22 protein-coding genes and 1 other annotated feature are annotated in these 22,244 nt (G+C 41.5%); of the genes, 1 reads left to right on the forward strand and 21 read right to left on the reverse strand.

What is annotated here, in order from left to right; all coding sequences use genetic code 11:
* Positions 1–108: 108 nt before the first annotated feature.
* Positions 109–1,194: a M42 family metallopeptidase gene (locus LC040_12875; GenBank protein ID WLR50168.1), complete on the reverse strand. Its 1,086-nt coding sequence runs from the start codon at positions 1,192–1,194 to the stop codon at positions 109–111.
* Between the two features lie 117 nt (positions 1,195–1,311).
* A complete protein-coding gene (locus LC040_12880; protein ID WLR50169.1) occupies positions 1,312–1,803 on the reverse strand; it encodes a dUTP diphosphatase in 492 nt (163 codons plus the stop codon).
* Positions 1,804–1,885: 82 nt separating this feature from the next.
* Here LC040_12880 and LC040_12885 point away from each other — a divergent pair, with 82 nt between their 5' ends.
* Positions 1,886–2,272, forward strand: a complete 387-nt coding sequence (locus LC040_12885) for a sigma-w pathway protein ysdB (protein WLR50170.1) — start codon at positions 1,886–1,888, stop codon at positions 2,270–2,272.
* A gap of 27 nt (positions 2,273–2,299) precedes the next feature.
* Here LC040_12885 and LC040_12890 read toward each other — a convergent pair whose 3' ends face one another.
* From LC040_12890 to LC040_12980, 19 genes are all read right to left on the reverse strand, one after another.
* A complete protein-coding gene (locus LC040_12890; GenBank protein ID WLR50171.1) occupies positions 2,300–2,584 on the reverse strand; it encodes a DUF1294 domain-containing protein in 285 nt (94 codons plus the stop codon).
* Positions 2,585–2,645: 61 nt separating this feature from the next.
* Positions 2,646–3,002, reverse strand: coding sequence for a 50S ribosomal protein L20 (rplT, locus tag LC040_12895; GenBank protein ID WLR50172.1), 357 nt, complete (start codon positions 3,000–3,002; stop codon positions 2,646–2,648).
* A 37-nt stretch (positions 3,003–3,039) separates the two neighbouring features.
* Positions 3,040–3,240, reverse strand: a complete 201-nt coding sequence (gene rpmI, locus LC040_12900) for a 50S ribosomal protein L35 (GenBank protein WLR50173.1) — start codon at positions 3,238–3,240, stop codon at positions 3,040–3,042.
* Positions 3,241–3,283: 43 nt separating this feature from the next.
* Positions 3,284–3,808 (reverse strand): translation initiation factor IF-3, encoded by a 525-nt coding sequence (infC, locus tag LC040_12905; protein WLR53285.1) that lies wholly within the window; start codon positions 3,806–3,808, stop codon positions 3,284–3,286.
* A gap of 100 nt (positions 3,809–3,908) precedes the next feature.
* Positions 3,909–4,054 (reverse strand) — a sequence feature (ribosomal protein L20 leader region).
* Positions 4,055–4,240: 186 nt separating this feature from the next.
* Entirely contained in the window at positions 4,241–6,178 is a 1,938-nt protein-coding gene (thrS, locus tag LC040_12910; protein ID WLR50174.1) for a threonine--tRNA ligase, read from the reverse strand.
* Positions 6,179–6,507: 329 nt separating this feature from the next.
* Positions 6,508–7,374 (reverse strand): putative sporulation protein YtxC, encoded by an 867-nt coding sequence (ytxC, locus tag LC040_12915; GenBank protein ID WLR50175.1) that lies wholly within the window; start codon positions 7,372–7,374, stop codon positions 6,508–6,510.
* Positions 7,375–7,485: 111 nt separating this feature from the next.
* The gene (dnaI, locus tag LC040_12920) at positions 7,486–8,436 is read right to left on the reverse strand and encodes a primosomal protein DnaI (protein WLR53286.1); all 951 of its coding nucleotides are present in this window, start codon (positions 8,434–8,436) and stop codon (positions 7,486–7,488) included.
* 23 nt (positions 8,437–8,459) lie between these two features.
* Positions 8,460–9,869: a replication initiation and membrane attachment family protein gene (locus LC040_12925; protein ID WLR50176.1), complete on the reverse strand. Its 1,410-nt coding sequence runs from the start codon at positions 9,867–9,869 to the stop codon at positions 8,460–8,462.
* A 61-nt stretch (positions 9,870–9,930) separates the two neighbouring features.
* Complete coding sequence (nrdR, locus tag LC040_12930; GenBank protein WLR50177.1) at positions 9,931–10,389, reverse strand: transcriptional regulator NrdR; 459 nt, start codon at positions 10,387–10,389, stop codon at positions 9,931–9,933.
* A gap of 133 nt (positions 10,390–10,522) precedes the next feature.
* A complete protein-coding gene (speD, locus tag LC040_12935) occupies positions 10,523–10,906 on the reverse strand; it encodes an adenosylmethionine decarboxylase (GenBank protein WLR50178.1) in 384 nt (127 codons plus the stop codon).
* 391 nt (positions 10,907–11,297) lie between these two features.
* Positions 11,298–12,329: a glyceraldehyde-3-phosphate dehydrogenase gene (locus LC040_12940; protein ID WLR50179.1), complete on the reverse strand. Its 1,032-nt coding sequence runs from the start codon at positions 12,327–12,329 to the stop codon at positions 11,298–11,300.
* 192 nt (positions 12,330–12,521) lie between these two features.
* Complete coding sequence (gene coaE / locus LC040_12945) at positions 12,522–13,127, reverse strand: dephospho-CoA kinase (GenBank protein ID WLR53287.1); 606 nt, start codon at positions 13,125–13,127, stop codon at positions 12,522–12,524.
* 67 nt (positions 13,128–13,194) lie between these two features.
* Positions 13,195–13,830 carry a sporulation membrane protein YtaF gene (gene ytaF, locus LC040_12950; protein ID WLR50180.1) on the reverse strand — a complete coding sequence of 212 codons (636 nt, stop codon included), beginning with the start codon at positions 13,828–13,830 and terminating at the stop codon, positions 13,195–13,197.
* Positions 13,831–13,898: 68 nt separating this feature from the next.
* Positions 13,899–14,723, reverse strand: coding sequence for a DNA-formamidopyrimidine glycosylase (mutM, locus tag LC040_12955; GenBank protein WLR50181.1), 825 nt, complete (start codon positions 14,721–14,723; stop codon positions 13,899–13,901).
* A 92-nt stretch (positions 14,724–14,815) separates the two neighbouring features.
* Entirely contained in the window at positions 14,816–17,449 is a 2,634-nt protein-coding gene (polA, locus tag LC040_12960) for a DNA polymerase I (GenBank protein ID WLR50182.1), read from the reverse strand.
* 96 nt (positions 17,450–17,545) lie between these two features.
* Complete coding sequence (locus tag LC040_12965) at positions 17,546–18,487, reverse strand: protease modulator HflC (GenBank protein WLR50183.1); 942 nt, start codon at positions 18,485–18,487, stop codon at positions 17,546–17,548.
* A complete protein-coding gene (gene hflK, locus LC040_12970) occupies positions 18,484–19,452 on the reverse strand; it encodes an FtsH protease activity modulator HflK (GenBank protein ID WLR50184.1) in 969 nt (322 codons plus the stop codon). Before hflK ends, LC040_12965 begins: the two co-directional genes overlap by 4 nt.
* 220 nt (positions 19,453–19,672) lie before the next feature.
* A complete protein-coding gene (locus LC040_12975) occupies positions 19,673–21,436 on the reverse strand; it encodes an ATP-binding protein (GenBank protein WLR50185.1) in 1,764 nt (587 codons plus the stop codon).
* A complete protein-coding gene (locus tag LC040_12980) occupies positions 21,433–22,149 on the reverse strand; it encodes a response regulator transcription factor (GenBank protein WLR50186.1) in 717 nt (238 codons plus the stop codon). Before LC040_12980 ends, LC040_12975 begins: the two co-directional genes overlap by 4 nt.
* Positions 22,150–22,244 lie beyond the last annotated feature (95 nt).

The raw sequence follows: 22,244 nt of genomic DNA on the forward strand, positions 1-22,244 counted from the left end.
AAGCCAAATCGTCGGGCTGCTTCGCTTCTTCTGTCGAAGGTAAAGAGCGACCTTCTCTGTCAGAAGCTCCACCAGCCGATCGATTTAAGCGGGCTTTCTCCGCATTTCTTAATTAAATGTAATCTCTTGTACTTTAGCTGCATCTAAGCGTTTGATAACCTCAACGATTAGTTTGACTGCATTGTCAAAGTCGTCACGATGTAGCATTGCTGCATGTGAGTGGATGTAGCGTGTTGCTACTGTGATTGAGAGGGCAGGAACACCGTTTGCTGTTAGGTGGATGGAGCCTGAATCTGTTCCGCCGCCTGCCATTGAATCGAATTGGTATGGGATGTTGTTTTCTTCCGCTGTTTCAACAACGAAGTCGCGCAGGCCTTTATGTGAAACCATGGATGCATCATAAAGGATGATTTGCGGACCTTCACCCATTTTACTGTTTGCTTCTTTGTCCGTGATACCTGGTGTGTCGCCAGCAATCCCTACATCAACAGCAAAGCCGATATCAGGCTTGATGAAGTTTGTCGCTGTTTTCGCACCGCGTAAACCAACTTCCTCTTGAACTGTTCCAACACCGTATACTTCGTTCGGATGGTCAGCACCTTGAAGGTTCTTCAACACATCAATTGCAATCGCACAGCCGATACGGTTATCCCAAGCTTTCGCAAGAAGCATCTTCTCGTTGTTCATTACTGTAAATTCAAAATAAGGAACGATCGAATCACCCGGAAGAACGCCCCATTCCATTGCTTCCTCTTTGCTTGATGCACCGATATCAATGAACATATCTTTAATGTCAACCGGCTTTTTGCGCGCTTCTGGAGGCAAGATGTGAGGTGGCTTTGAGCCGATAATGCCTGTTACATTGCCTTTTTTCGTCATGATTGTGACACGCTGTGCCAGCATAACCTGTGACCACCAGCCGCCGACTGTTTGGAAGCGAAGGAAGCCTTTATCTGTAATTTTTGTTACCATGAAGCCGACTTCATCTAAGTGGCCAGCAACCATAATTTTCGGTCCGCCTTCAAGTCCTGTTTTGCGAGCAATAATGCTTCCTAAGTTATCATGCATAATTTCGTCTGCATATGGTGCAATATACTTTCTCATCACATCGCGTGCTTCACGCTCATGACCCGGAATCCCTTTCGCATCTGTTAAGTCTTTCAGCATTGTTAACGTTTCATCCCACTTTGTCATATGTACCGTTTCCTCCTTCATTCATTTCAAGTATGTTTTTTAATAAGCACTTTCATTATTATACCCTTTTATGGCATTATTCACAAAAAATGCGTTTCCAAATTGCAGAAAGTTTGCTTAATAACCGCTGTCCTGCCGCTCATGATTCACTTCATTTTTCGCATCATAAGCCAATTCAATCTGCTCCACAGAAAAGCCTAATAGCTTTCCTAATATAAAGAATTCTGTCATCACTTGTTGATAACTTTCGACATCTTTTTTCTCTCGAATTTCTTGAATAACAGCGTAAAGCTGTTGAAATTGTTCCACAAGTGTCGTTTCTTTAAACGGCTGCTCTGCAACAACCTTATCCTCAAATCCAAGCTCAATTCCGATCGATAGAATGAAATGAAGGCCATCAACGTATTCCTCTAACACAATGTCCTCTGGTGCGGAAGGCTTCTTACTCCAAAACTTAAAGCATCGTGTTTCATTTGCCAGCTCACCAAGCTCAACAAACAGCGCCAGAACTTTTTCCTCAAACAAAGTACGATTATGTAATTGATGTTCTTCTTTAATACGCGCATCCAGTGTTCGTTGCATATCAAATAATTTTTTTAAAGAAATCATAAAAAAATCCTCCTTTTTTGAAACCTTTTTACCTCCCATCCGTATATGTACAAAACGGACGAACTACAGGCAGGTGAGTGAAATGTTTGTCATACTCTTCCGCTTATTTATTATAGCGGCGATCATTGCCCTTATTTACACCTTTACAAAGTATTTACTAAATCCGAAACGTAAATTAGAACTAGCCCAAGAAAGAGGGACTTTTTATTACCTTGATGACAAAAGCAATGTGCGCAAAAATTTATTTATTACGTACAAAGGTGTGCTTTTTGAAGGTGAAAAGTATTTAGGCACAACAGAACGAGCATTTGAAGTTGTGTCCATTACAATTTGGCCGCTTCATCCCGACAAGCTGCAAGGCTTGAGTCGTGATGATTTTTATTTTATCGAAAAAGAGCTGTTAATTCAGTACCCAGAAGCAACGATCGAATGGAAAAGTCCTGTCAAAGAATTCCTTAAAACACATTGATTAAGCTTGGCGCCGGCCAGGCTTTTTTTATTGCATCATTAAATAAAGCACGCCACCATAAATCAGTAGATTCAATAAGATACAAAACGGAACACCTACGACAAATGAGCGGTGTTTTGTTTTATGCCTAAACTGCTGCATACCGCCGTAAATACCAAATGCTCCGCCAAGCACTGCAAAACGCCACAATGTCTTTTCGCTTATACGGTTCCTTTGCTTTCCTTTGATAGCACGCTGTTTGTCAATGTAGACAACGATGAAGGCAGTTAAATTCATGCCAACCGCTAAGACAGCAAGAATAAGGTAACCCATTTCCATTCCTCCCGCATGCAAAAAGGTCACCCCTCGTTCGGGATGACCTCTATCTTAAAATTTATTTAAGGTTTTGTTTTGCAGTTTCAGCAAGTGCTGCGAAACCTTTTTCATCGTTTACTGCAAGGTCAGCAAGCATTTTGCGGTTTACTTCGATACCAGCTTGCTTAAGACCAAACATAAGACGGCTGTAAGAGATACCGTTCATGCGTGCTGCAGCATTGATACGAGCGATCCAAAGCTTACGGAAGTCGCGCTTCTTCTGGCGACGGTCACGATAAGCGTACATTAGAGATTTCATTACTTGCTGCTTAGCAGTCTTAAATAAAGCATGTTTCGAACCATAATAACCTTTAGCTAGTTTTAATACGCGTTTACGACGACGACGCGTAACTGTTCCACCTTTTACACGTGGCATAGCAATTCCCTCCTATTTCATACAATCCGTTTCGATTTTACTTCATGTTGTCAAGCATTTGACGGATACGTTTGTAATCGCCTGCGCTTACCATTGCAGACTTACGAAGCTTACGCTTTTGTTTTTGAGACTTGTTCGCAAACAAGTGGCTTGTATAAGCGTGTGAACGTTTTAGTTTACCAGAACCAGTTTTCTTGAAACGTTTTTGCGAACCTTTGTGCGTTTTCATTTTTGGCATATCGGTTTCCTCCTTGTCATTGCTGCGACAGACAAGTACTGAATTACTTGTCCTTATCAGGTTTTGGTGCAAGCATTAAGAACATGCTGCGACCTTCCATTTTCGGCTTTGTTTCCACTGTACCAAGTTCGGCACACTCTTCAGCAAAGCGTTCTAATACCTTTTGACCAAGGTCTTTATGGGTAATGGCACGACCACGGAAGCGAATGCTCGCTTTCACTTTGTCGCCCTTTTCCAAGAATTTACGTGCATTACGAAGCTTTGTATTGAAATCATGCTCCTCAATACCTGGGCTAAGGCGCACTTCTTTAATATTGATGATTTTTTGTTTTTTACGAGCTTCTTTGTCTTTCTTCTGTTGCTCGTAACGGTATTTCCCGTAATCCATGATACGGCATACCGGTGGTTTAGCATTCGGCGCAACCATTACAAGATCAAGGTTTGCGTTTTGTGCCATTTCTAATGCTTCATTGCGAGATTTAACTCCAACTTGGTCCCCGTTAGCACCGATGAGACGTACTTCGCGAGCGCGAATCGACTCATTCACAATCATGTCTTTACTAATAATCAGCCACCTCCAAGGTTTATTCGTGCTGCCATTACAGCAGCGTGATTCAGGATTTCCTAAATCTTTTGTTGCACGCGTTCGTTTGGGAGAAGATTTTGTTCGCACAAAAAAAGCGTCGGTACACATTGCACCCACACTACTCCTATCGCAAACTAAACCAAAGTTTAAGTTTAACAATATAAAACCCGCCAACTGCGCCCATGCGCGTCAATCAGGTGAGAAGCTGTGGTGCCTCTTCTTGCCGCAAACGTCTATTTATTTGATTACCTTGGTAAGCATAGCATAATTTCATTTCAAATGTCAAGAAACCATGATCGCTTCACAACGTTTTTTATCTTACAGGAAATCAATTCACTTGGCAATAGTTTTTTAAGAAACATTTTGCTCTACAAAAAATGACTGAGGAAAACTCCTCAGCCATTTTACACGGTTTTATTTATGATTGTTTACGACGTCTTTTAATTCTAAGACAAACTCGCTAAGTGGTTTTGTTGCTGAGTCTTTTTCGCCATATTTGCGAACATTAACCGCTTCTTCACTAATTTCGTTGTCCCCAACAACAAGCTGATAAGGGATCTTTTGCATTTGTGCTTCACGGATTTTGTAGCCAATCTTTTCATCGCGCTCATCCACTTCAACACGGAGACCTTCACGCTGCAGTTGCTCTTGCACTTTCTTCGCGTAATCAAGGTGTACATCTGCTGAAACTGGAATGACTTTTGCTTGAACAGGCGCTAACCATGTTGGGAATGCTCCTTTGTACTCTTCAATTAAGAAGGCCACAAAGCGTTCCATTGTTGAAACGACACCGCGGTGGATAACAACTGGGCGGTGATCTTTTCCGTCTTCACCTTTATATGTGAGATCGAAACGCTCTGGCAGCAAGAAGTCAAGCTGTACAGTTGATAATGTTTCGTCTTTTCCTAGTGCAGTGCGGACCTGGACATCAAGCTTCGGGCCATAGAATGCCGCTTCTCCGTCTGCTTCAACATAGTCTAGCTCAAGCTCGTCCATCGCTTCCTTCAGCATTGCCTGAGCCTTGTTCCACATTTCATCGTCATCAAAGTATTTCTCTTTGTCTTCTGGATCACGATATGATAAGCGGAAATAGTACTCATTTAAGCCGAAATCTTTGTACACTTCTTGAATTAAGTGAACAACGCGGACAAACTCTTCTTTAATTTGGTCGTGACGAGCGAAGATATGAGCATCATTCAATGTCATCCCACGCACACGCTGTAAGCCAGTTAGTGCACCAGACATTTCATAACGGTGCATTGTACCAAGCTCTGCAATTCGGATTGGTAGCTCGCGATAGCTGTGCAAGCTGTTCTTATACACCATCATGTGATGTGGACAGTTCATCGGACGAAGCACTAAGTCTTCGTTATCCATTTCCATAATTGGGAACATATCATCTTGATAATGGTCCCAGTGACCGCTTGTTTTATACAGCTCAGCACTTCCAAGTACAGGTGTATACACGTGATCATAACCTAGGCGTTCTTCTTTATCAACGATGTAGCGTTCGATAATGCGGCGAATTGTTGCGCCTTTTGGAAGCCAAAGCGGAAGCCCTTGACCAACCTTTTGTGAAACTGTAAATAAATTAAGCTCTTTGCCAAGCTTACGGTGGTCGCGCTCTTTTGCTTCCTCAAGCAGGCGAAGGTGTTCGTTCAGTTCGCTCTTCTTAAAGAAAGCTGTTCCATAGATACGTTGCAGCATTTTGTTGTCACTGTTTCCACGCCAGTACGCACCTGCAACGCTCATTAACTTGAATACTTTAATTTTACTTGTTTGCGGAACGTGAACGCCGCGGCAAAGGTCGAAAAATTCGCCTTGCTCATAAATTGTCAACGCATCACCTTCAGGGATATCATCGATTAATTCAAGCTTCAGGTCATCACTGATTTCCTGATACATTTGCTTTGCTTCATCACGGCTAACTTCCTTACGCACAACCTCTAGGTTTTCATCGACAATCTTCTGCATTTCCTTCTCAATTTTCGGAAGGTCTTCTGCTGAAATGTGTTCAGGTGTATCGATATCATAGTAGAAGCCGCCCTCAATAACCGGGCCAACGCCAAGCTTTACGTCGCTATACAAACGCTTAATAGCCTGTGCCATTAAATGCGCTGTACTATGACGAAGGATCTCAAGTGCTTCATCTGTACCTTCTGTCACAATTTCAATTGCACCATCCTTTTCAATCGGACGGCGTAAATCAATGATTTCACCATCTAACTTACCTGCGAATGCTTTTTTCTTTAAGCCAGGGCTAATGCTGGCTGCAATATCTTCAGTTGTCGTTCCCTTAGGAAACTCCTTTACCGCGCCATCTGGGAACGTAATATTAAGAACGTCAGACATACTTTTTCACTCCTTCATAAAATTTTGCATATAAAAAACACCCATCCCTAGAAAAGGGACGAGTGTTATACCCGTGGTTCCACCCTAAATTTCCATACAGATAGACTTCACCTGTACAGCTTCATTAAATGATAACGGCATTGGAGACCGTCGACGGTTGTTGCCCCGTCGAAGTTTAGAGGTGGTAAGCAGATCTTCCGTGTTAGGAAGCTCCCAGCCTTGGCTTCCCTCTCTGTGAACCGTAAAAATTGCTCATGTCCTCATCATCACTGTTAACAAACTCGATTAATAACTTATGTAGGATATTATATGCACAATTTGACACAAAATCAAGAATCAATTCGAGTTTGTTTCAGAGAGCCCCAATTTCTTTTTGCATGAATCGATATTCTCTCAAGAAAGATATTTTGCAATGTCCGCACAACACCTCTATCAGGCTCGTTTGTATAGATGTATAACCTTGCAGGTGCAATCGAAATGAGCGGTGCAATGACAGATGCTCCGGCATCTAAGTCATTCATCCGCCACAGTTCCTCATCAATTAACTGCAGTAAACGCTCTCGCTCAATGACTGACCCCGATGGAAGAAACACTTGAAACTCCTCCTCATCCACCACATGCAGCTCCCAATAAAGCGGCGGCTTCTCACTTAAGTAGTGACGTAAATGCTCCACAAATGCTTGATATTCCTGCTCAAGCTTGTATTCATCAATTGCCGCTTCCACCGTGACAAACAACCTCTCCTGATACTCCTTCAGTCGAAAATGTAAAAAAGACTCAAATGAAAAGGAAATATTCGGAGTTAAGAAGTTTTGCAATGCCTCCTCAATCAAATCAATGTGTGTTCGCTGTTTGCTGATTCGCTGCTGATAAATGACATCCTCCTTCTCACCATCAAGTAAAGAACGAGCAATCGAAAGAATCTGTTCCTGCTCTTCCTCATCTGTAAAATAAAACATCTGGCGAATCATTTGCTGCATCCATCGATTCTCCACCGTTGTCACAATAAACGTTCTCATGATTGGGATAAGCCATGTATGTAAGCCGCGCACACTTTGTCCGCCGCAATGGATTCGAATGATATTCTCTGGTGAAAAATGCCGTTCAATCTCAAAGTCTTGTTTTTTCTTCACCAACCGTAAAGCATCGTAGAAGGATGCCGCTTCCTCCCCTTTACGAAAATGAATCGCGATCACATTAGTCCCCCCTTCGCCAACAAACAAACATCGTTACCGTTACTCTTTACATTTATATGGGGACAACCTAAAAAAATACCGCCAGCTTTGAAAGCTAACGGTATTTTTTCGTTAATCAGTCATTAAATCGCGATAATTTGTGCCGCTGATCGGCATGGGCTTAGCTAAATACTTAATTCGCTCCATAATCCGGGCTGCCTTCAACTGTTCAACTTCACCACGCTGGGTATACGTAAGGTGGTGCTCAAGCTCTGAAAAGCTGGCATTAGAGGCGAAGAAGGTCGGCAGCTTCTCCATCATACGATATTGAAGAATCGTTCCGAGAACTTCATCCCTTACCCAGCTTGATACAGACTCAGCCCCAATATCATCGAGCATTAAGATTTCAGCAGTTTTTACGACTTCAAGCTTCTTATCCAACGTGCCGTCTTGAAGAGAGCCTTTAATCTCACGCAAAAATTCAGGTACATAGACGAGCATTGAACTCACATCGCGGTCAGCTAATTCATTCGCAAGGGCGCCAAGCAAATAGGTTTTCCCTACACCAAATTTGCCATACAAGTATAACCCTTTTTGAAAATGCTCTTTCTGATAAGTCCTTGCAAAGTTTAATGCCGCTTTAAATGCTTCCATCTTCTCTTTATTCGCGTTATTGAAATCAAAATCATCAAACGAAGCTCTGAGCACTTCTTTCGGCATGTACATACTCTGCAACATCCGTTGCTGACGCTGACGTTCTTCTTCTCGCCGCTGCTTTTGACACGTTTCATACTGGATATCAATACGAGAACCGCTAATAAACAGCCGTGGCCAATGCCCTTTGAAAATATTTTTGCACTCTCTTGCACTCGGACATTCACTGCAATCTTTCTTCTGTTCGACAAATTCATATAATTTCACTAAAGAACGTTCAATCATGTCACGGTTTAATTGTTGCTCATGCTCAGAGATAAATGCTTGTACATCGGGGTCATTCATCACTGTCTGCTTTAACATATCATAACGCTCTTTAAACCCCGGGCGGTTTGCGAAAGCGCGGAGTGATCGTTGAATTGGTTCCATCATTCCACCCTCTTATAGCTTAATTATCGTTCAGAACGTTTCTTTCGTAATTCTTCTTCTAATTCTTTGCGCATTTGGTCAAGGGACTCATCAGCTTGTCCTGATTGCTCATCTGTTTCATCCTTCTTAAACCAATCTGGAAGCTTTTCTTTCCGCACAAACTTCCGCTTCGGTGCTGAAGAGGAACGCTTTGACTTGTTCTCTTCCCACTCTTGATACTTTTGGTGCTCTTCTTTGGCGATCTTCATCGCCTCAGGCACTGTTCTCACATTCTTTCGCGCCCAATGGGAAGCAATTTTCCTCACGTACGGCTTTGACAGCTTCATATCACTTCTTAACATAACATATTGAAGCAAGACATTCACTACTCCAGCAGGCAGGTTCTGCTTAAGCATCACTTCTTCAACAAGCTGCAAATCCTCCGTTGACGGTACAGCCCCGTTTGACAGCTCATAAATGCACTCATATGGGGATATATTCTCCAAGTGTGCCACTAACTGCTCTTCTTGTGTTTGCGGCTCTTTCCCTCGCATCGTCTGTGTCGGAATTGGTTGATGCCGTTCACTAAGAGTCGGAAGATCACCGCCGTGCTCAAGCTGATACCAGTCACGTGCCGCTTTACGAAGCTGGTCAATTTCAATCTCATCAGTGGCTGGATTTAATGCTTGAATGACTAGCTTCTGCATCTCTAACGGACTAATCCGATACACAAACGCAAGCTTAACAATCACATCTTTCACATCTTGCGTAAAAACCTCCCGCGGCACCATTGATTTCGATAATCCATTATAAAATAACTCAAAATCAAATGACCGCTCCTCAATGCTTACAGGCTTCGCTTTCTCCCGCTCTAAATAGGCTTCTCCTGTTTCAGGCTTAAAATGCTCAAAAGCTTCCTTGCTTCTAGCTGTTAACTCAGATGCCGAAACAGACGAGAATGTCTCATAGAAGCTTCCAGTAATATCCTCATACTGTTCCTTTTCAACCGCCTGCTCAGAAAAATATTGCTTTAACTGATGAAAAGCACTTTTTCCAATTCGATTATATAAATAAACGTTCAACACACCGTCATAGAAAAACTGTGACGGCGTTAATGGAGGCTGAAGTTCGTACAAAAATGTCCGCACATTATCTTCATCTTTTTTCACATAGGTTTTCAACAGCCCAATGCCTTCTAGCTTCAACCTTTCGTTATAAATCACTTGCAGATTCAGCTGCATGCTATTCATTAACCGGTGATGACTAACTGTTTCAGTGAAACCATCAAGCCTGTCACTCTCCGTCCAGAGTGTCATATACAAACTCGTCGCCACTGCACCAATGAGCGGTTGATAAAGCAATGTGACGACATTCCGGTCATATGCATGCAGTAAGCCATTTTTTCGAACAATATATCGATCAACAGGAAGCACTTCTTTCCAATGCTGTGTCAATGCTATGCCCCCTTTATCTACAACTTCTATCCAACTTAAAATAGGAGCTTATACAAAGCTCCTATTCATCCCGCTTAATTAAGTCTTTTAGTTCTTTAATAAATACGTTTATATCTTTAAACTGACGATAGACTGAAGCGAAACGTACATAAGCTACTTCATCAATCTCAGCAAGGCGATCCATAATCATTTCTCCGATTTCCTCACTCTTAACCTCTGATGTGCCTTGATTACGTAGCGTTCTCTCGATATCCTGAACCATATCCTCTAGCTTCTGTAATGGTACTGGGCGCTTTTCGCACGCTTTAATTAATCCGCGCAGCATCTTTTCACGACTAAATTCTTCGCGTGCCCCTTCTTTTTTTACGACGATTAATGGAATTTCCTCCACCTTCTCAAATGTCGTAAACCGATAATGACACGCTTCACATTCACGTCTTCTTCTAATTGAGCGCCCGTCTTCGACAGGACGTGAGTCAAGAACCCTCGTCCCATTATGTTGACAATTTGGGCATCGCATGCAACCATCTCCAACCTTTAATCCGTTTAACTTTATCTTATTAAAAACACGAAACAGACACAAGCTATTTCCGTGAATGATCAAAAAAGAGGTGTGACTGTTCACACCTCTTTGGTTCTATTCCAATATTATTTTACAGTGCTTTTACGCTGCGATTTTCAACTTGAACAGGACCCATTCCGCGCGGTACTTCGATGTTCTCGCGTTTCTTGGATTCAAGTGCTTCTGCAATGTAATCCGCTGCAACATTCGGATCGATTCGGTCTCCACACGTATACACATCGATTGACGCATAACCGTGTTCAGGAAAGCTATGAATCGTTAAATGAGATTCAGAGATAATAACTACCCCACTAACACCATGTGGAGCAAATTTATGAAAAGCTACTTCTCTCACTTCTGCTCCTGCCTTCAATGCTGCATCCACAAAAATTCGTTCAATTAAATCCATATCATTTAACTTGTCAGTGTTACAATCCCATAACTCTGCAATGACATGACGACCCATTGTATCCATATTCATCGTCCCCCTTTAGGAATTTCAAAACTAAACAAGAACAGAAGCACGAAATGCAAACTACCACGGGGGAAAGTTAGTCCAAAGAGGTCCTAACCCTTTAAGTAGCCACATCATCTTCCGCTATATGTTTCACGGAGAACAGTATACTTCGTTTAGAAACGAATTGCAATAAGGAAATTTATTTTTTTACAAATAATATCTCTTATTACGCTTGACTTCTTTACATACTGTATCCTACATGGCTTTATACTATCCTTATCGTTAGCCTCTCCCCGTCATGAACGGCCGCTCCTGCCTGTTAATCATTCATATTTTTCCTGTTTTTTACCATAAATGAACCGGTACAGGGAATGTACCCTCGTACCGGCCAAGATTAAACATATTTACATTATGATACTTTTACCTTCGCGTCTTCAATAATTCCTTTTGCTACAAGCTTAGCAAGGTCAACAACACGATTTGAATAGCCCCACTCGTTATCGTACCAAGCAAGTACTTTTACTTTCTTCTCTCCGATTACCATTGTTGAAAGGCCATCGATAACAGCAGACAGCTGGTTGCTTGTAAAGTCGATTGATACAAGCGGCTCATCTGTAATGCCAACGATATCTTTAAGCGGACCTTCAGCAGCTGTACGGAACGCTTCATTCACTTCTTCAGCTGTTACATCACGCTCTAAGTCAATAACTAAGTCAACGAGTGAAACGTTTGGAGTTGGCACACGCAAGGCCATTCCATGTAACTTACCTTTTAATTCCGGAAGGACAAGTGATAACGCTTTCGCAGCACCTGTAGTTGTCGGAATAATTGACTGACCGCAAGCACGTGCACGGCGCAAGTCTTTATGCGGATTATCTACATTTTTCTGGTCGTTTGTATACGCATGAACAGTTGTCATTAAACCGTTTTCAATTCCAAATTGTTCATGTAATACTTTTACAACTGGCGCTAAGCAGTTTGTTGTACATGATGCATTTGAAATAACATGATGCTCGTCATGTACATAGTCGCCTTCATTAACACCCATTACGATTGTAATGTCTTCGTTCTTTGCAGGTGCTGTAATGATAACCTTTTTCGCACCAGCTTCGATATGTGCGCTTGCTTTTTCTTTTGAATTGAATTTACCTGTTGCTTCGATTACAATGTCAATACCCATGTCTTCCCATGGAAGTTGTTTTGGATCACGATTATTTAAAAGTGCCACACGTTTTCCGTCTACAATTAAAGCATCTTCTTCTGCTTTTACTTCACCTTGGAATACGCCATGTACACTGTCATACTTAAGCATATGTGCAATAGTCTCCGCAGGATAACTTGCATTCACCGCTACGACTTCTAATGTGTCATCATGAATCGCATTACGGAAAAACATTCTTCCGATACGTCCGAAACTATTAATCGCTACTTTTGCCTTCATGATAATCTCCTTCCGAATATATGTTATACTTTAACTACCCTTTCTGAAAAGTAGTATAACATATAAAAAATATTTGTGGGGAACTTTTTCATACTTTTTTATACGATTTATTATTAGTAATATTCAGACAACAAATAATATGTCCTTAAAATAGGAGAAAGCCTAAATAACACGAAAAAATCGGCTATTTATTTAGCCGATTTGTATATTCCATTGCTTTAGAATCTCGATTAATTGCTCCTTCGTTTCTTCTACTGTTCCATTGTTATCAATAACCTCATCCGCTAAAGATTTTTTCTCCTCAAGCGGCATTTGCGAAGCAATCCGAGCTTTCGCGTCCTGCTCACTAAGCTTATTCCGTTCCATTAAGCGTTGTAATTGAACGTCTTGATCAACATAGACAACAATTGTTTTATCAACCAAGTAGGTCAGCTTGCTTTCAAACAGAAGAGGAATATCCATCACAATTACTTGTTCACCTGCAGATATGTATGCTTCCTTCTGATTATTCATATATGCTCTTACAGCTGGATGCACAATCTTATTCAGCTTAATCCGTTCATTTTCGTCATTAAAAACAATGCTCCCAAGCTTCTCACGATTAATCGTACCATCTTCATATAAAACACTTTCACCGAATGTTTCGACAATTTTACGATACGCTTCTTCTCCTACTTCGACTACCTTCCGAGCTGCTTCGTCGGCGTCAATAACCGGAAAGTTCAGCCCTTTTAACATATAAGAAACCGTGCTCTTTCCACTAGCTATCCCGCCTGTTAACCCTATTATCATTGTTATAATCGCCACCCTATGTAAATATGCATGTCGGACAAGGGAGACCGAAATCCCCAGTCCGAATCTCATGTTATATTTTCAAAATCCCTAAGATAATTAGCAAAACACCTGGCAAAAATGCAAAACGCTGCATCCATTCAATATTTGCAAACAATTTTCCAGCCGTCAATCCAGCTGTTACAAATAAAGAGCTCATCACAGCAGTCGCCACCGCCATTATTAGCGGGGAATAGCCAAGCAATGCAGCTCCAATCCCTGCCCCAAACGCATCTAAAGATAAGGCCAAACCGAGCAAAAGCGCTTCGACCCCTGTAATTGTTCCAGAACGGTCAATATCCGCTTCCATCGAATTTCGTAAGATCCGAATCACAAGCCCAATCGATTTAATTTCAAGATTAAATAGCACGGCTTCTTCATTCATCTCGACCCTTTCTTTCTCAGGTCGAAAAAATTGATACAGCACCCATGCCCCGATTCCAATCAGCACAGCGCCTCCCATATGTTCAGCCGCTGCCGGTGAAAGCAGTTCCGCAATTAAAGAACCTCCCGCCATCGCAATCAGCATTGTCACCATTGAACAGCAGGCAATTACGAAAATTGACTTCATGGGAAGCGACATTTTACGAAGCCCATACGTAAATCCAACACTAAAACTATCTAAACTTACAGCAAGTGCTAAGAACAGTAAGGAAAGAAAGTATTCCATTATGAAAAAGCCCCTCCCTCCTAGGCGATACACCACTATATGCACCTAGCGATTAGGAGGTGACTTGATTACTTCTGACAATTCGAACAGAAATGCGTTCCTCTCCCGCCTACAACTGTCTTTTCAATTTGCTGCCCACATTTTTGACACGGCTGACCTTTTTTTCCATACACATACAGCTCCAGCTGAAACATACCGATTTGGCCTTGGGTGTTCACATACGAGCGAATCGTACTGCCACCTTTTTCAATGGCTTCAGCTAATGTCGCAATGATTTCGCGGTGTAACAGCGTTGTTTCTTTTATCGCTAATGTGTTGGCAATTCGTTCAGGATGAATCCCGCTTCGAAATAACGCTTCATCAACGTATATGTTTCCTAACCCTGTCACAATCACTTGGTCAAGCAGGGCTGTTTTCACCTTGCGTGTCGTCCTCTTCAGCCGCTCATCTAAATAATCAATCGTAAAACCTTCAGCAAACGGCTCGGGTCCAAGCTTATTCAGCGGTGGGTGCTTCTCTTCTTCTCCCTTTCGAAACACATGCATCGTCCCAAACTTCCGCACATCCCGATAACGTAATTCAGTCGAATCGGTAAATTTAAAAAACACATGTGTATGCTTGTCCGCTTCTTCATCTGCTTGATGCAAGCCATATTTCCCTTCCATCCGAAGGTGAGAAATGAGCACATCATCATCTAAGATAAACTTCAAAAACTTCCCGCGGCGTTCGATATGACGGATCGTCTGACCGCAAAGTCTCTCACAAAACTGATTCACATCATCAGGCTCTTTCACAAGCTTCGGCCAGCGAACTTCAATTTGTTCAATCGTTTTCCCTTTCACGAGCTCCAACAGAGTCCGCCTGACTGTCTCAACCTCTGGTAATTCCGGCATCTCACTTCACCTCAAATGCTGCAATTTCATTGTCATATCCATCTATTTTATCACGGAATAGAAAAAGGAGCAGGCATCCCGCTCCTCTTCCCTTATTTTGCATCAAACCATGTCGGACCGTATGAATAATCGACCTTCAACGGTACATCTAGTTTTAATGTATTCTCCATCACTTCAGGTACCAGCTTACTTAATGTTTCAATTTCATCCTTCGGCGCTTCAAATATTAATTCATCATGTACTTGAAGAAGCAGTCGCGCCTGCAAGCCTTCACTTTCTAAGCGCTCTGCCATATCAATCATTGCCTTCTTAATGATATCAGCTGCACTCCCTTGAATTGGGGTGTTCATCGCTGTTCGCTCAGCAAATCCGCGTACATTAAAGTTACGGCTCGTAATGTCAGGAATATAACGACGGCGATGCATTAATGTTGTAACAAACCCCTTATCTTTCGCCCCTTGAATGCTTGAATGCATATACTCCTGCACACCCGGAAAGCTTTCAAGATAGCGCTCAATAAATTCCTTCGCTTCCTTTCGGGTAATACCTAAGCTCTGAGACAAGCCGTAATCACTGATTCCATATACGATACCAAAGTTCACAGCCTTTGCTTGGCGACGCATGTTTGACGTCACATCTTCTTTCTCCACATGGAAGACATCCATCGCTGTCTTTGTATGAATATCCATATCCTGATTGAAAGCTTCTATCAAACGCTCATCTTGTGCAATATGTGCCAGGACGCGCAGCTCAATTTGTGAATAGTCAGCCGCAAAGATAACCCAGTCCTTTTCAGATGGAACAAATGCTTGGCGAATCTTCCTTCCTTCTTCAAGACGGATTGGGATGTTTTGCAGGTTCGGCTCTGTGGAACTTAAGCGGCCTGTCTGCGTAATTGCTTGGTTAAAACGTGTATGAATTTTATGACTGTCTTTATGCACTACCTTCAACAAACCTTCAATGTAAGTTGAATTCAACTTTCCTAATTGACGGTAGTGGAGAATTTTTTCTACAATTTCATGCTTGTTCTTCAGCTTTTCAAGTACATCTGCGGACGTTGAATAGCCTGTTTTCGTCTTTTTAATGACTGGAAGCTCAAGCTTTTCAAACAAAATAACACCAAGCTGCTTTGGAGAGTTAATATTAAATGACTCACCTGCCAGCTCGTGAATATCTTTTTCCATATCAGCCAATCGTTGGTTTAAGTCTTCTCCCATTTCCTTCAATCGGTCAACGTCAACTTGGACACCTGTTGCTTCCATTTCTCCGAGAATAATTGAAAGAGGCATCTCTAGGTCCTTGAACAAATCGTATTGTTCATTTTTCTTTAGTTCATCAATTAACCGTTCGTGCAGCTGAAAGAGTGCCTCGCCCTTACGAGTAAGATGCTGTGCAAGAACGTCTCGCTCTGGAACCTTTCGTTTCGCCCCTTTTCCGTAGACCGCTTCATCGTCCTGTACAAGCTCTAAACTGTTCCGGCGGGCAATAGCAGAAATTTCATGATTTGATTCAGATGGGTTAAGCAAATAAGATGCGATAAATAAATCAATGTCGATGCCTTTTAGCGTGAGGCCTTGCCAACTAAGTGCTACAACTGCTCGTTTCGCATCATAGACAATCTTCTTTTTACTTTCATCCTCCGCCCATGCTTTTAAGTCATCAGATGCGAGTGCGACATCTGTCGGGATAAAAAAGCGCCCATTTTCGTTAACCAGCGCAAAACCTTGAATGTCTGCTTCGTGATAATTTTCCTCTATCATTTCAACAATCAGCACTGCTTCGTCTGTCAGCATTTCCTCATTTATCTGTTCTGCAACCGTATAATCAATTTCCTCAAGTGGTTTCTTTTCCGCAACTCCATCATCCCCAATACGTGAAAGCAATGAGTTAAAACCTAAGTCTTTGAAAATCGCACGCACTTGTTCTGCCTTGTAATCACTGTAGGCTGCATCCTGTAATTTCACTTCAATTGGTGCATCGCACATAATTGTTGCTAGTTCTTTGCTCATCAATGCTTGTTCACGATTATCTTCAAGCTTTTCTTTCAGTTTCTTCCCGCTTACTTCATCAATTGAATCAAGCACTTTTTCTACCGTGCCAAATTGCTTTAACAGCTTTAAGGCTGTTTTTTCGCCGACACCAGGCACACCTGGAATATTGTCTGATTTATCACCCATCAATGCTTTCATATCAACAATCCGTTCAGGTGTAAAACCATATTTCTCATCGATTGCTTTCAAATCATATGTATCAACATCTGTAATTCCTTTACGTGTTAGTGCTACCTGCACGCGTTCTGTGACAAGCTGTAGCAAGTCTTTATCCCCAGTGATCACCTTCACATCGATATCCTCATCTGCCGCTTGCTTTGCAAGTGTACCGATAATATCGTCTGCCTCGTAGTTCTCTAGTTCATACCGCGAAATGTTAAAAGCATCAAGCACCTCACGAATAAATGGAAACTGCTCCGACAGCTCAGATGGTGTCTTTTCACGTGTTCCTTTATATTCTTTGTATGTATCGTGACGGAACGTTGATTTCCCTGCATCAAATGCCACAAGCATATGTGTCGGCTTCTCTTCCTCTAAGATTTTTAGAAGCATTGTCGTAAAGCCGTAAACCGCATTCGTATGCACACCTTTATCATTGCTTAATAACGGGAGTGCAAAGAACGCACGATAAGCAATACTGTTACCGTCCACCAGAATCAATTTATTTTTACTCATAAAAACCTCCTGATTTGAATCTATAAAAAAGCCGCCATTTCCTCTTTCTATTTTATCATGAGTTGAAATAGAAAGGAAAATGCGCGGCGGTTATCGTTATTCAGCTATCCCTTGGAGAAGCTCTGCATAGGAAGAATCAGCAGGTAATAGAATAACTGTTTCTCCATCAATTGTTTTCTTATAGGATTCAAGTGTGCGGTAAAGATGATAGAAGTCTGGGTCTTTTGAGAAAGCTTCATTGTATGTTTGAGCAGCTTTTTGTTCCCCTTGTGCCCGGATGGTAGCAGCTTGCGCCCCAGCTTTCGCGAGCATTTCTTTTACATCGCGATCTGTTTTGGCAATGATTCGGTTCTTCTGAGCATCACCCATTGAAAGATATTCTTGTGCTTTTGATTCACGCTCAGAAATCATACGAAGGTAGACAGACTGCTCATTCTCTGGCGGTAAGTCGATCCGCTTCATGCGTACATCTTTTACCGAGATCCCATAGTTATTTTTCGTAAGCAGGGAATTTACTTCGTCTGTGACACGTTCATTTAAGCTGCGGCGGTTTGATTTCTCATCATTAATAATTTCATCGTAATTTAAGCGACCAAGCTCTGAACGAATGACCGAATAAATAAACTCCTCCATCTTCGCTTCAGCATTTACAACATTTCTTACGTTCGAAATCATTTTCTTCGGATCATCAATTTGCCAAATGGCATAGTTATCAAGAATCATTCGCTTTTTATCTTTCGTATTCAATTCCGCTTTGGCAACATCATAGATCATTTGATTCTTTGGAAGTGTTGTAACCGACTGAATAAACGGAATTTTATAGCTTAAGCCTGGGTCTTTATCAATACGAACAATTTCCCCAAACTGCCTGACAACGCGGTATTCATTTTCTTTTACAATATAGATGTTGCTTATCGCAGTAATCAACAGAATGAGAAGAAGGATAATGAGCAATCCACTGCGCCAGTATTTCTTCCAATCGAAATCAAGATTCGATGATTTCCTTTCGCCCATGTTTATGATGTTTTTATCGCTCATTGATTGTCACTTCCTTTCTTCTGCTCCTGTGGTGCTGGGACTGGCTTTTCCATTTGCTGAAGCGGTAAGTATTTCAATGTATTGCCTTCATCATTCATAATATAGACCTTTGCCTCAGGAAGCACCTGCTCTAATGTTTCTAGGACGAGGCGCTCTCGTGTAATAGCTGGCTGGTTCTTATATTCTGCATAAAGGGCATTAAATTGAGCAACATCTCCGCGTGCTTTCTCAATACGGGCTGCTTTGTCACCTTCTGCCTGCGAAATCATCGCATCACGTTCACCTTCTGCTTCCTTGCTTCGTTTATTCGAGTATTTCTTTGCTTCATTTATTTTTGTATTCATCGTTTCACGGGCATCTGTTACTTTTGTAAACGCTGTGCGGACTTCTTTATTTGGTAAATCAACATCTTGAAGCTTGACGTTCAAAACAGAAATCCCGATATCATAATTTTCGACAAGTGAAATTAACAACTCACGGACATCTGCTTCAATTTCTGCTTTTCCGCTTGTTAATGCTTCATCAATCTTTGAGCTTCCGATAATGCCACGAAGTGAAGCTGAGGTTGCATTGTAGAGTACTTGCTTAGGATTTTCTGTGTTAAAGAGATATTTTTTCGGGTCAGTGATTTTCCATTGCACAACAAGATCTGCTTGCACAATATTTTCGTCACCTGTAATCATCTTCGTATCTTCTGGGTTCTCAGCCGTCACCTTTTCACCTTTCTGCTCGTAACCAAATTGCAGGCTGTATGTTTCTTTCGAAAGGACTGTTACAGACTGAATCGGCCACGGAAGCTTAAAGTGTAAGCCAGGCTCAGAAATGCCTTCTTGCACTTCACCGAATGTCATCGTAACCGCTTGTTCAGATTCATCCACTGTATACCAAGTCGTAGCCCCAATAAGTCCTAATAAAAGGAGTGCCACAACAAAACCGATAATGCGATATACCTTCTTTATGTTCATCGTATTCCCCCTCTTCCTAATCACTCTAATTGTATTACGAAAGAATACTTATAGAAGTTCCGCTTTTTTGTAGGAATTCCATTTCTAATTTCAACCAAAAGAAAAAGGACAGGAATGGGGTTACATTCCTGTCCAAAGATGGTTATTAGATGAAGGGGTTTTCAATTAGTATCATATCAAGCGTTTGTTAAGGAGGATTAAAATAATTGTTAACCTAATGTTAATTGTTGTGTTTAAATAACACAGTAAACACGGTTCCTTTACCCAGTTCGCTTTGTACTTCAATTTTCCCCTTATGTGCTTCTACTAAGTGTTTCACGATCGCAAGCCCAAGTCCTGTACCTCCGGAATTACGACTTCGGTCTTTATCAACTCGATAAAAACGTTCAAAAATACGTGGAATTTGCTCTTCTTTCATCCCAATGCCCGTATCTGCGACGGATACAGAACAATATTTGCCGCGTTTCCCAACCGAAACAGTTACCGAACCTCCTGCATGTGTGTAAGAGAGGGCATTATTAATCAAGTTGATAAAGATCTGCTTGATTCGATGAGCGTCTCCTTCGACAAGACAAGGTTCCTCTGGAAGATCGAGTTGCAGGTCTATTTCCTTTTCCTCTGCTTTATGACGAAGAATAAGCTCAATATCTTCAACAACACTTTGTAAATCCACCTGCTGCAGATTTAATTGAAACCCTTCCTGCTCAACTTTCGATAAGTCGAGCAAATCTTTAATAATATTTTGCAGCCGACCACTTTCTTTCAAGATAATATTAATGAAATATTCTCGAAGCTCAGGGTCTTCCATTGCGCCATCAAGAAGGGTTTCAGAAAACCCACGAATCGAGGTCATTGGGGTTTTTAGTTCGTGAGACACATTGGCCACAAAGTCTTTTCGCATTTGCTCAAGACGCTTTAGCTCAGTGATATCGTGGAAAACAAGTACAATCCCTTTCCACTCTTCGTTTTCCCCAATAATTGGCGCACCGTACACTTCAAAATGACGACGTTCAATCTTTATCGCTAAATGAAGCTGTTTGCGCACTTGCCGCTCTGTCATGAATACTTCTTCCACCACCCGGATCACTTCTTGGTGCGGAAGAGCTTCATGGTAAAGCTTATATAATAAATCTTTCGGGTTAATATGAAAGAACCGCTTAATGAACTTATTAACAAGAATAATATACCCTTTGCTATCAATTAAGATAAGGCCGCTTCCCATATTTTCAATTAACGTTCTTAGCCTGTCATTTTGCATTTCTTGAGCAGCCGTCATCTGCTGCAGATTTCTCGCTAAAATATTAATTGACTGACTGAGCATCCCTGTTTCTTCAGCTCTATCTTCATACGTCCGCGCCCGATAATTTCCTTTAGCAAGCTCATTTGCAACACGAGTTGCGTCTTCAATCGGCTTCGCATACTGCCTAGTAATACGAATGCCAAGCATTAGAATTATCACAAATGCAAGCCCTAAACTTAAAATCAGAAGCCACCAAATTTTCTTATTGAACTCTTTTAAAGGTTCAACCGAAAGTGATAGCACTAAATACCCTTCCTGTGTGTCATAGTTAAGAGGTGCTACATAGTGAAACAAACCCTCTAGATCATTCATTTCGTAGAAAGGCTCAAAATTCGTATTCTGTGTACCAATATAACGCTGTAACTTAGAAATTCGCTCTAAACTTGTATTTGTAAAATTCTCATCAGCTGTTTGAGCGACAATCTTTCCATTTGTCTTAAGAATGGTAATGTCAGCATTTAAATTCCCGCCAACTTCCTTAATTGTTTCAGCAATTGGTGTATTTGTCTCAGCTGAATTCTCGATCATTTGCGTAATCAATGCCGCTTCTTTATCAATTCGCCCTTCAAACGTATTAACGTAAAAGCTTTTAAACAACTGACCAATTAAGATACCAAGACAAACTAGGACAGCTAATATTAATGTCGCAAGCGCAAAGGTGATTTTTGAGCGGAATTTACTCATTCAGCTTTCGGCGCCTCCATTTTATAGCCTAAGCCGCGAATTGTTTTAATATATAGCGGCTTTTTCGTATTTGTTTCAATCTTTTCACGTAAATGACTAATATGCACATCTACAATTCGGGTGTCGCCAGCAAAGTCATAATTCCAGACAGCACTTAGCAATTGGTCGCGTGTCAATACACGGCCTTTATGCTTTACAAGATAAGCCAGAAGCTCAAACTCTTTCGGCGTTAAGTCCAGCTGTTTACCCATAAAATAGGCTTCATAATGCTCCGGCATAATGACAAGCTCTCCAAGCTCAACTTTTTGCATTTGTTCGTCATTGTTATCTTCACTGCCAGAAACCATTACCATTCGACGCAAAATTGCTTTCACGCGCGCCACAACTTCTCTCGGGCTGAATGGTTTTGTCATATAATCATCTGCACCTAGCTCAAGGCCAAGCACCTTATCAAATTCATCATCTTTCGCCGTAAGCATAAGAATGGGTACGTGAAGCTTTTGTTGGCGTAACTCTTTACATACTTCAATTCCATCTAATTTCGGAAGCATTAAATCAAGCACAATTAGATCTGGCGCTTCCTCTTGCGCTTTCTTTAGAGCTGCTTCCCCATCCATTGCTGTAATCACTTCATAGCCTGCTTGCTCCAAGTTGTACTGAAGCAACGTAATAATCGATTGTTCATCATCTACCACTAAAATTCGCTTACTCAAGAGCACTTCCTCCTGTTATGTATATTAAACCCCTTCGTTTCATCTCTTTTTTCTGTTTAACTTAATCATACTATGAAATACATGAATGCACAAAA

It is taken from the genome of Bacillus tianshenii, assembly GCA_020524525.2.
Classification (GTDB): Bacteria; Bacillota; Bacilli; order Bacillales; family Bacillaceae_N; genus Bacillus_AV.

Coding starts and splice junctions, on each gene's coding strand:
- polA (WLR50182.1), bottom strand. CDS start 17,449: ATGAGTAAAAATAAATTGATTCTGGTGGACGGTAACAGTATTGCTTAT.
- mutM (WLR50181.1), bottom strand. CDS start 14,723: ATGCCGGAATTACCAGAGGTTGAGACAGTCAGGCGGACTCTGTTGGAG.
- LC040_12965 (WLR50183.1), bottom strand. CDS start 18,487: ATGAGCGATAAAAACATCATAAACATGGGCGAAAGGAAATCATCGAAT.
- LC040_12880 (WLR50169.1), bottom strand. CDS start 1,803: ATGATTTCTTTAAAAAAATTATTTGATATGCAACGAACACTGGATGCG.
- speD (WLR50178.1), bottom strand. CDS start 10,906: ATGGATACAATGGGTCGTCATGTCATTGCAGAGTTATGGGATTGTAAC.
- nrdR (WLR50177.1), bottom strand. CDS start 10,389: ATGCGATGCCCAAATTGTCAACATAATGGGACGAGGGTTCTTGACTCA.
- rplT (WLR50172.1), bottom strand. CDS start 3,002: ATGCCACGTGTAAAAGGTGGAACAGTTACGCGTCGTCGTCGTAAACGC.
- LC040_12875 (WLR50168.1), bottom strand. CDS start 1,194: ATGACAAAGTGGGATGAAACGTTAACAATGCTGAAAGACTTAACAGAT.
- rpmI (WLR50173.1), bottom strand. CDS start 3,240: ATGCCAAAAATGAAAACGCACAAAGGTTCGCAAAAACGTTTCAAGAAA.
- LC040_12885 (WLR50170.1), top strand. CDS start 1,886: ATGTTTGTCATACTCTTCCGCTTATTTATTATAGCGGCGATCATTGCC.
- hflK (WLR50184.1), bottom strand. CDS start 19,452: ATGAACATAAAGAAGGTATATCGCATTATCGGTTTTGTTGTGGCACTC.
- LC040_12975 (WLR50185.1), bottom strand. CDS start 21,436: ATGAGTAAATTCCGCTCAAAAATCACCTTTGCGCTTGCGACATTAATA.
- thrS (WLR50174.1), bottom strand. CDS start 6,178: ATGTCTGACGTTCTTAATATTACGTTCCCAGATGGCGCGGTAAAGGAG.
- ytaF (WLR50180.1), bottom strand. CDS start 13,830: ATGGAATACTTTCTTTCCTTACTGTTCTTAGCACTTGCTGTAAGTTTA.
- LC040_12940 (WLR50179.1), bottom strand. CDS start 12,329: ATGAAGGCAAAAGTAGCGATTAATAGTTTCGGACGTATCGGAAGAATG.
- LC040_12890 (WLR50171.1), bottom strand. CDS start 2,584: ATGGGTTACCTTATTCTTGCTGTCTTAGCGGTTGGCATGAATTTAACT.
- dnaI (WLR53286.1), bottom strand. CDS start 8,436: ATGGAACCAATTCAACGATCACTCCGCGCTTTCGCAAACCGCCCGGGG.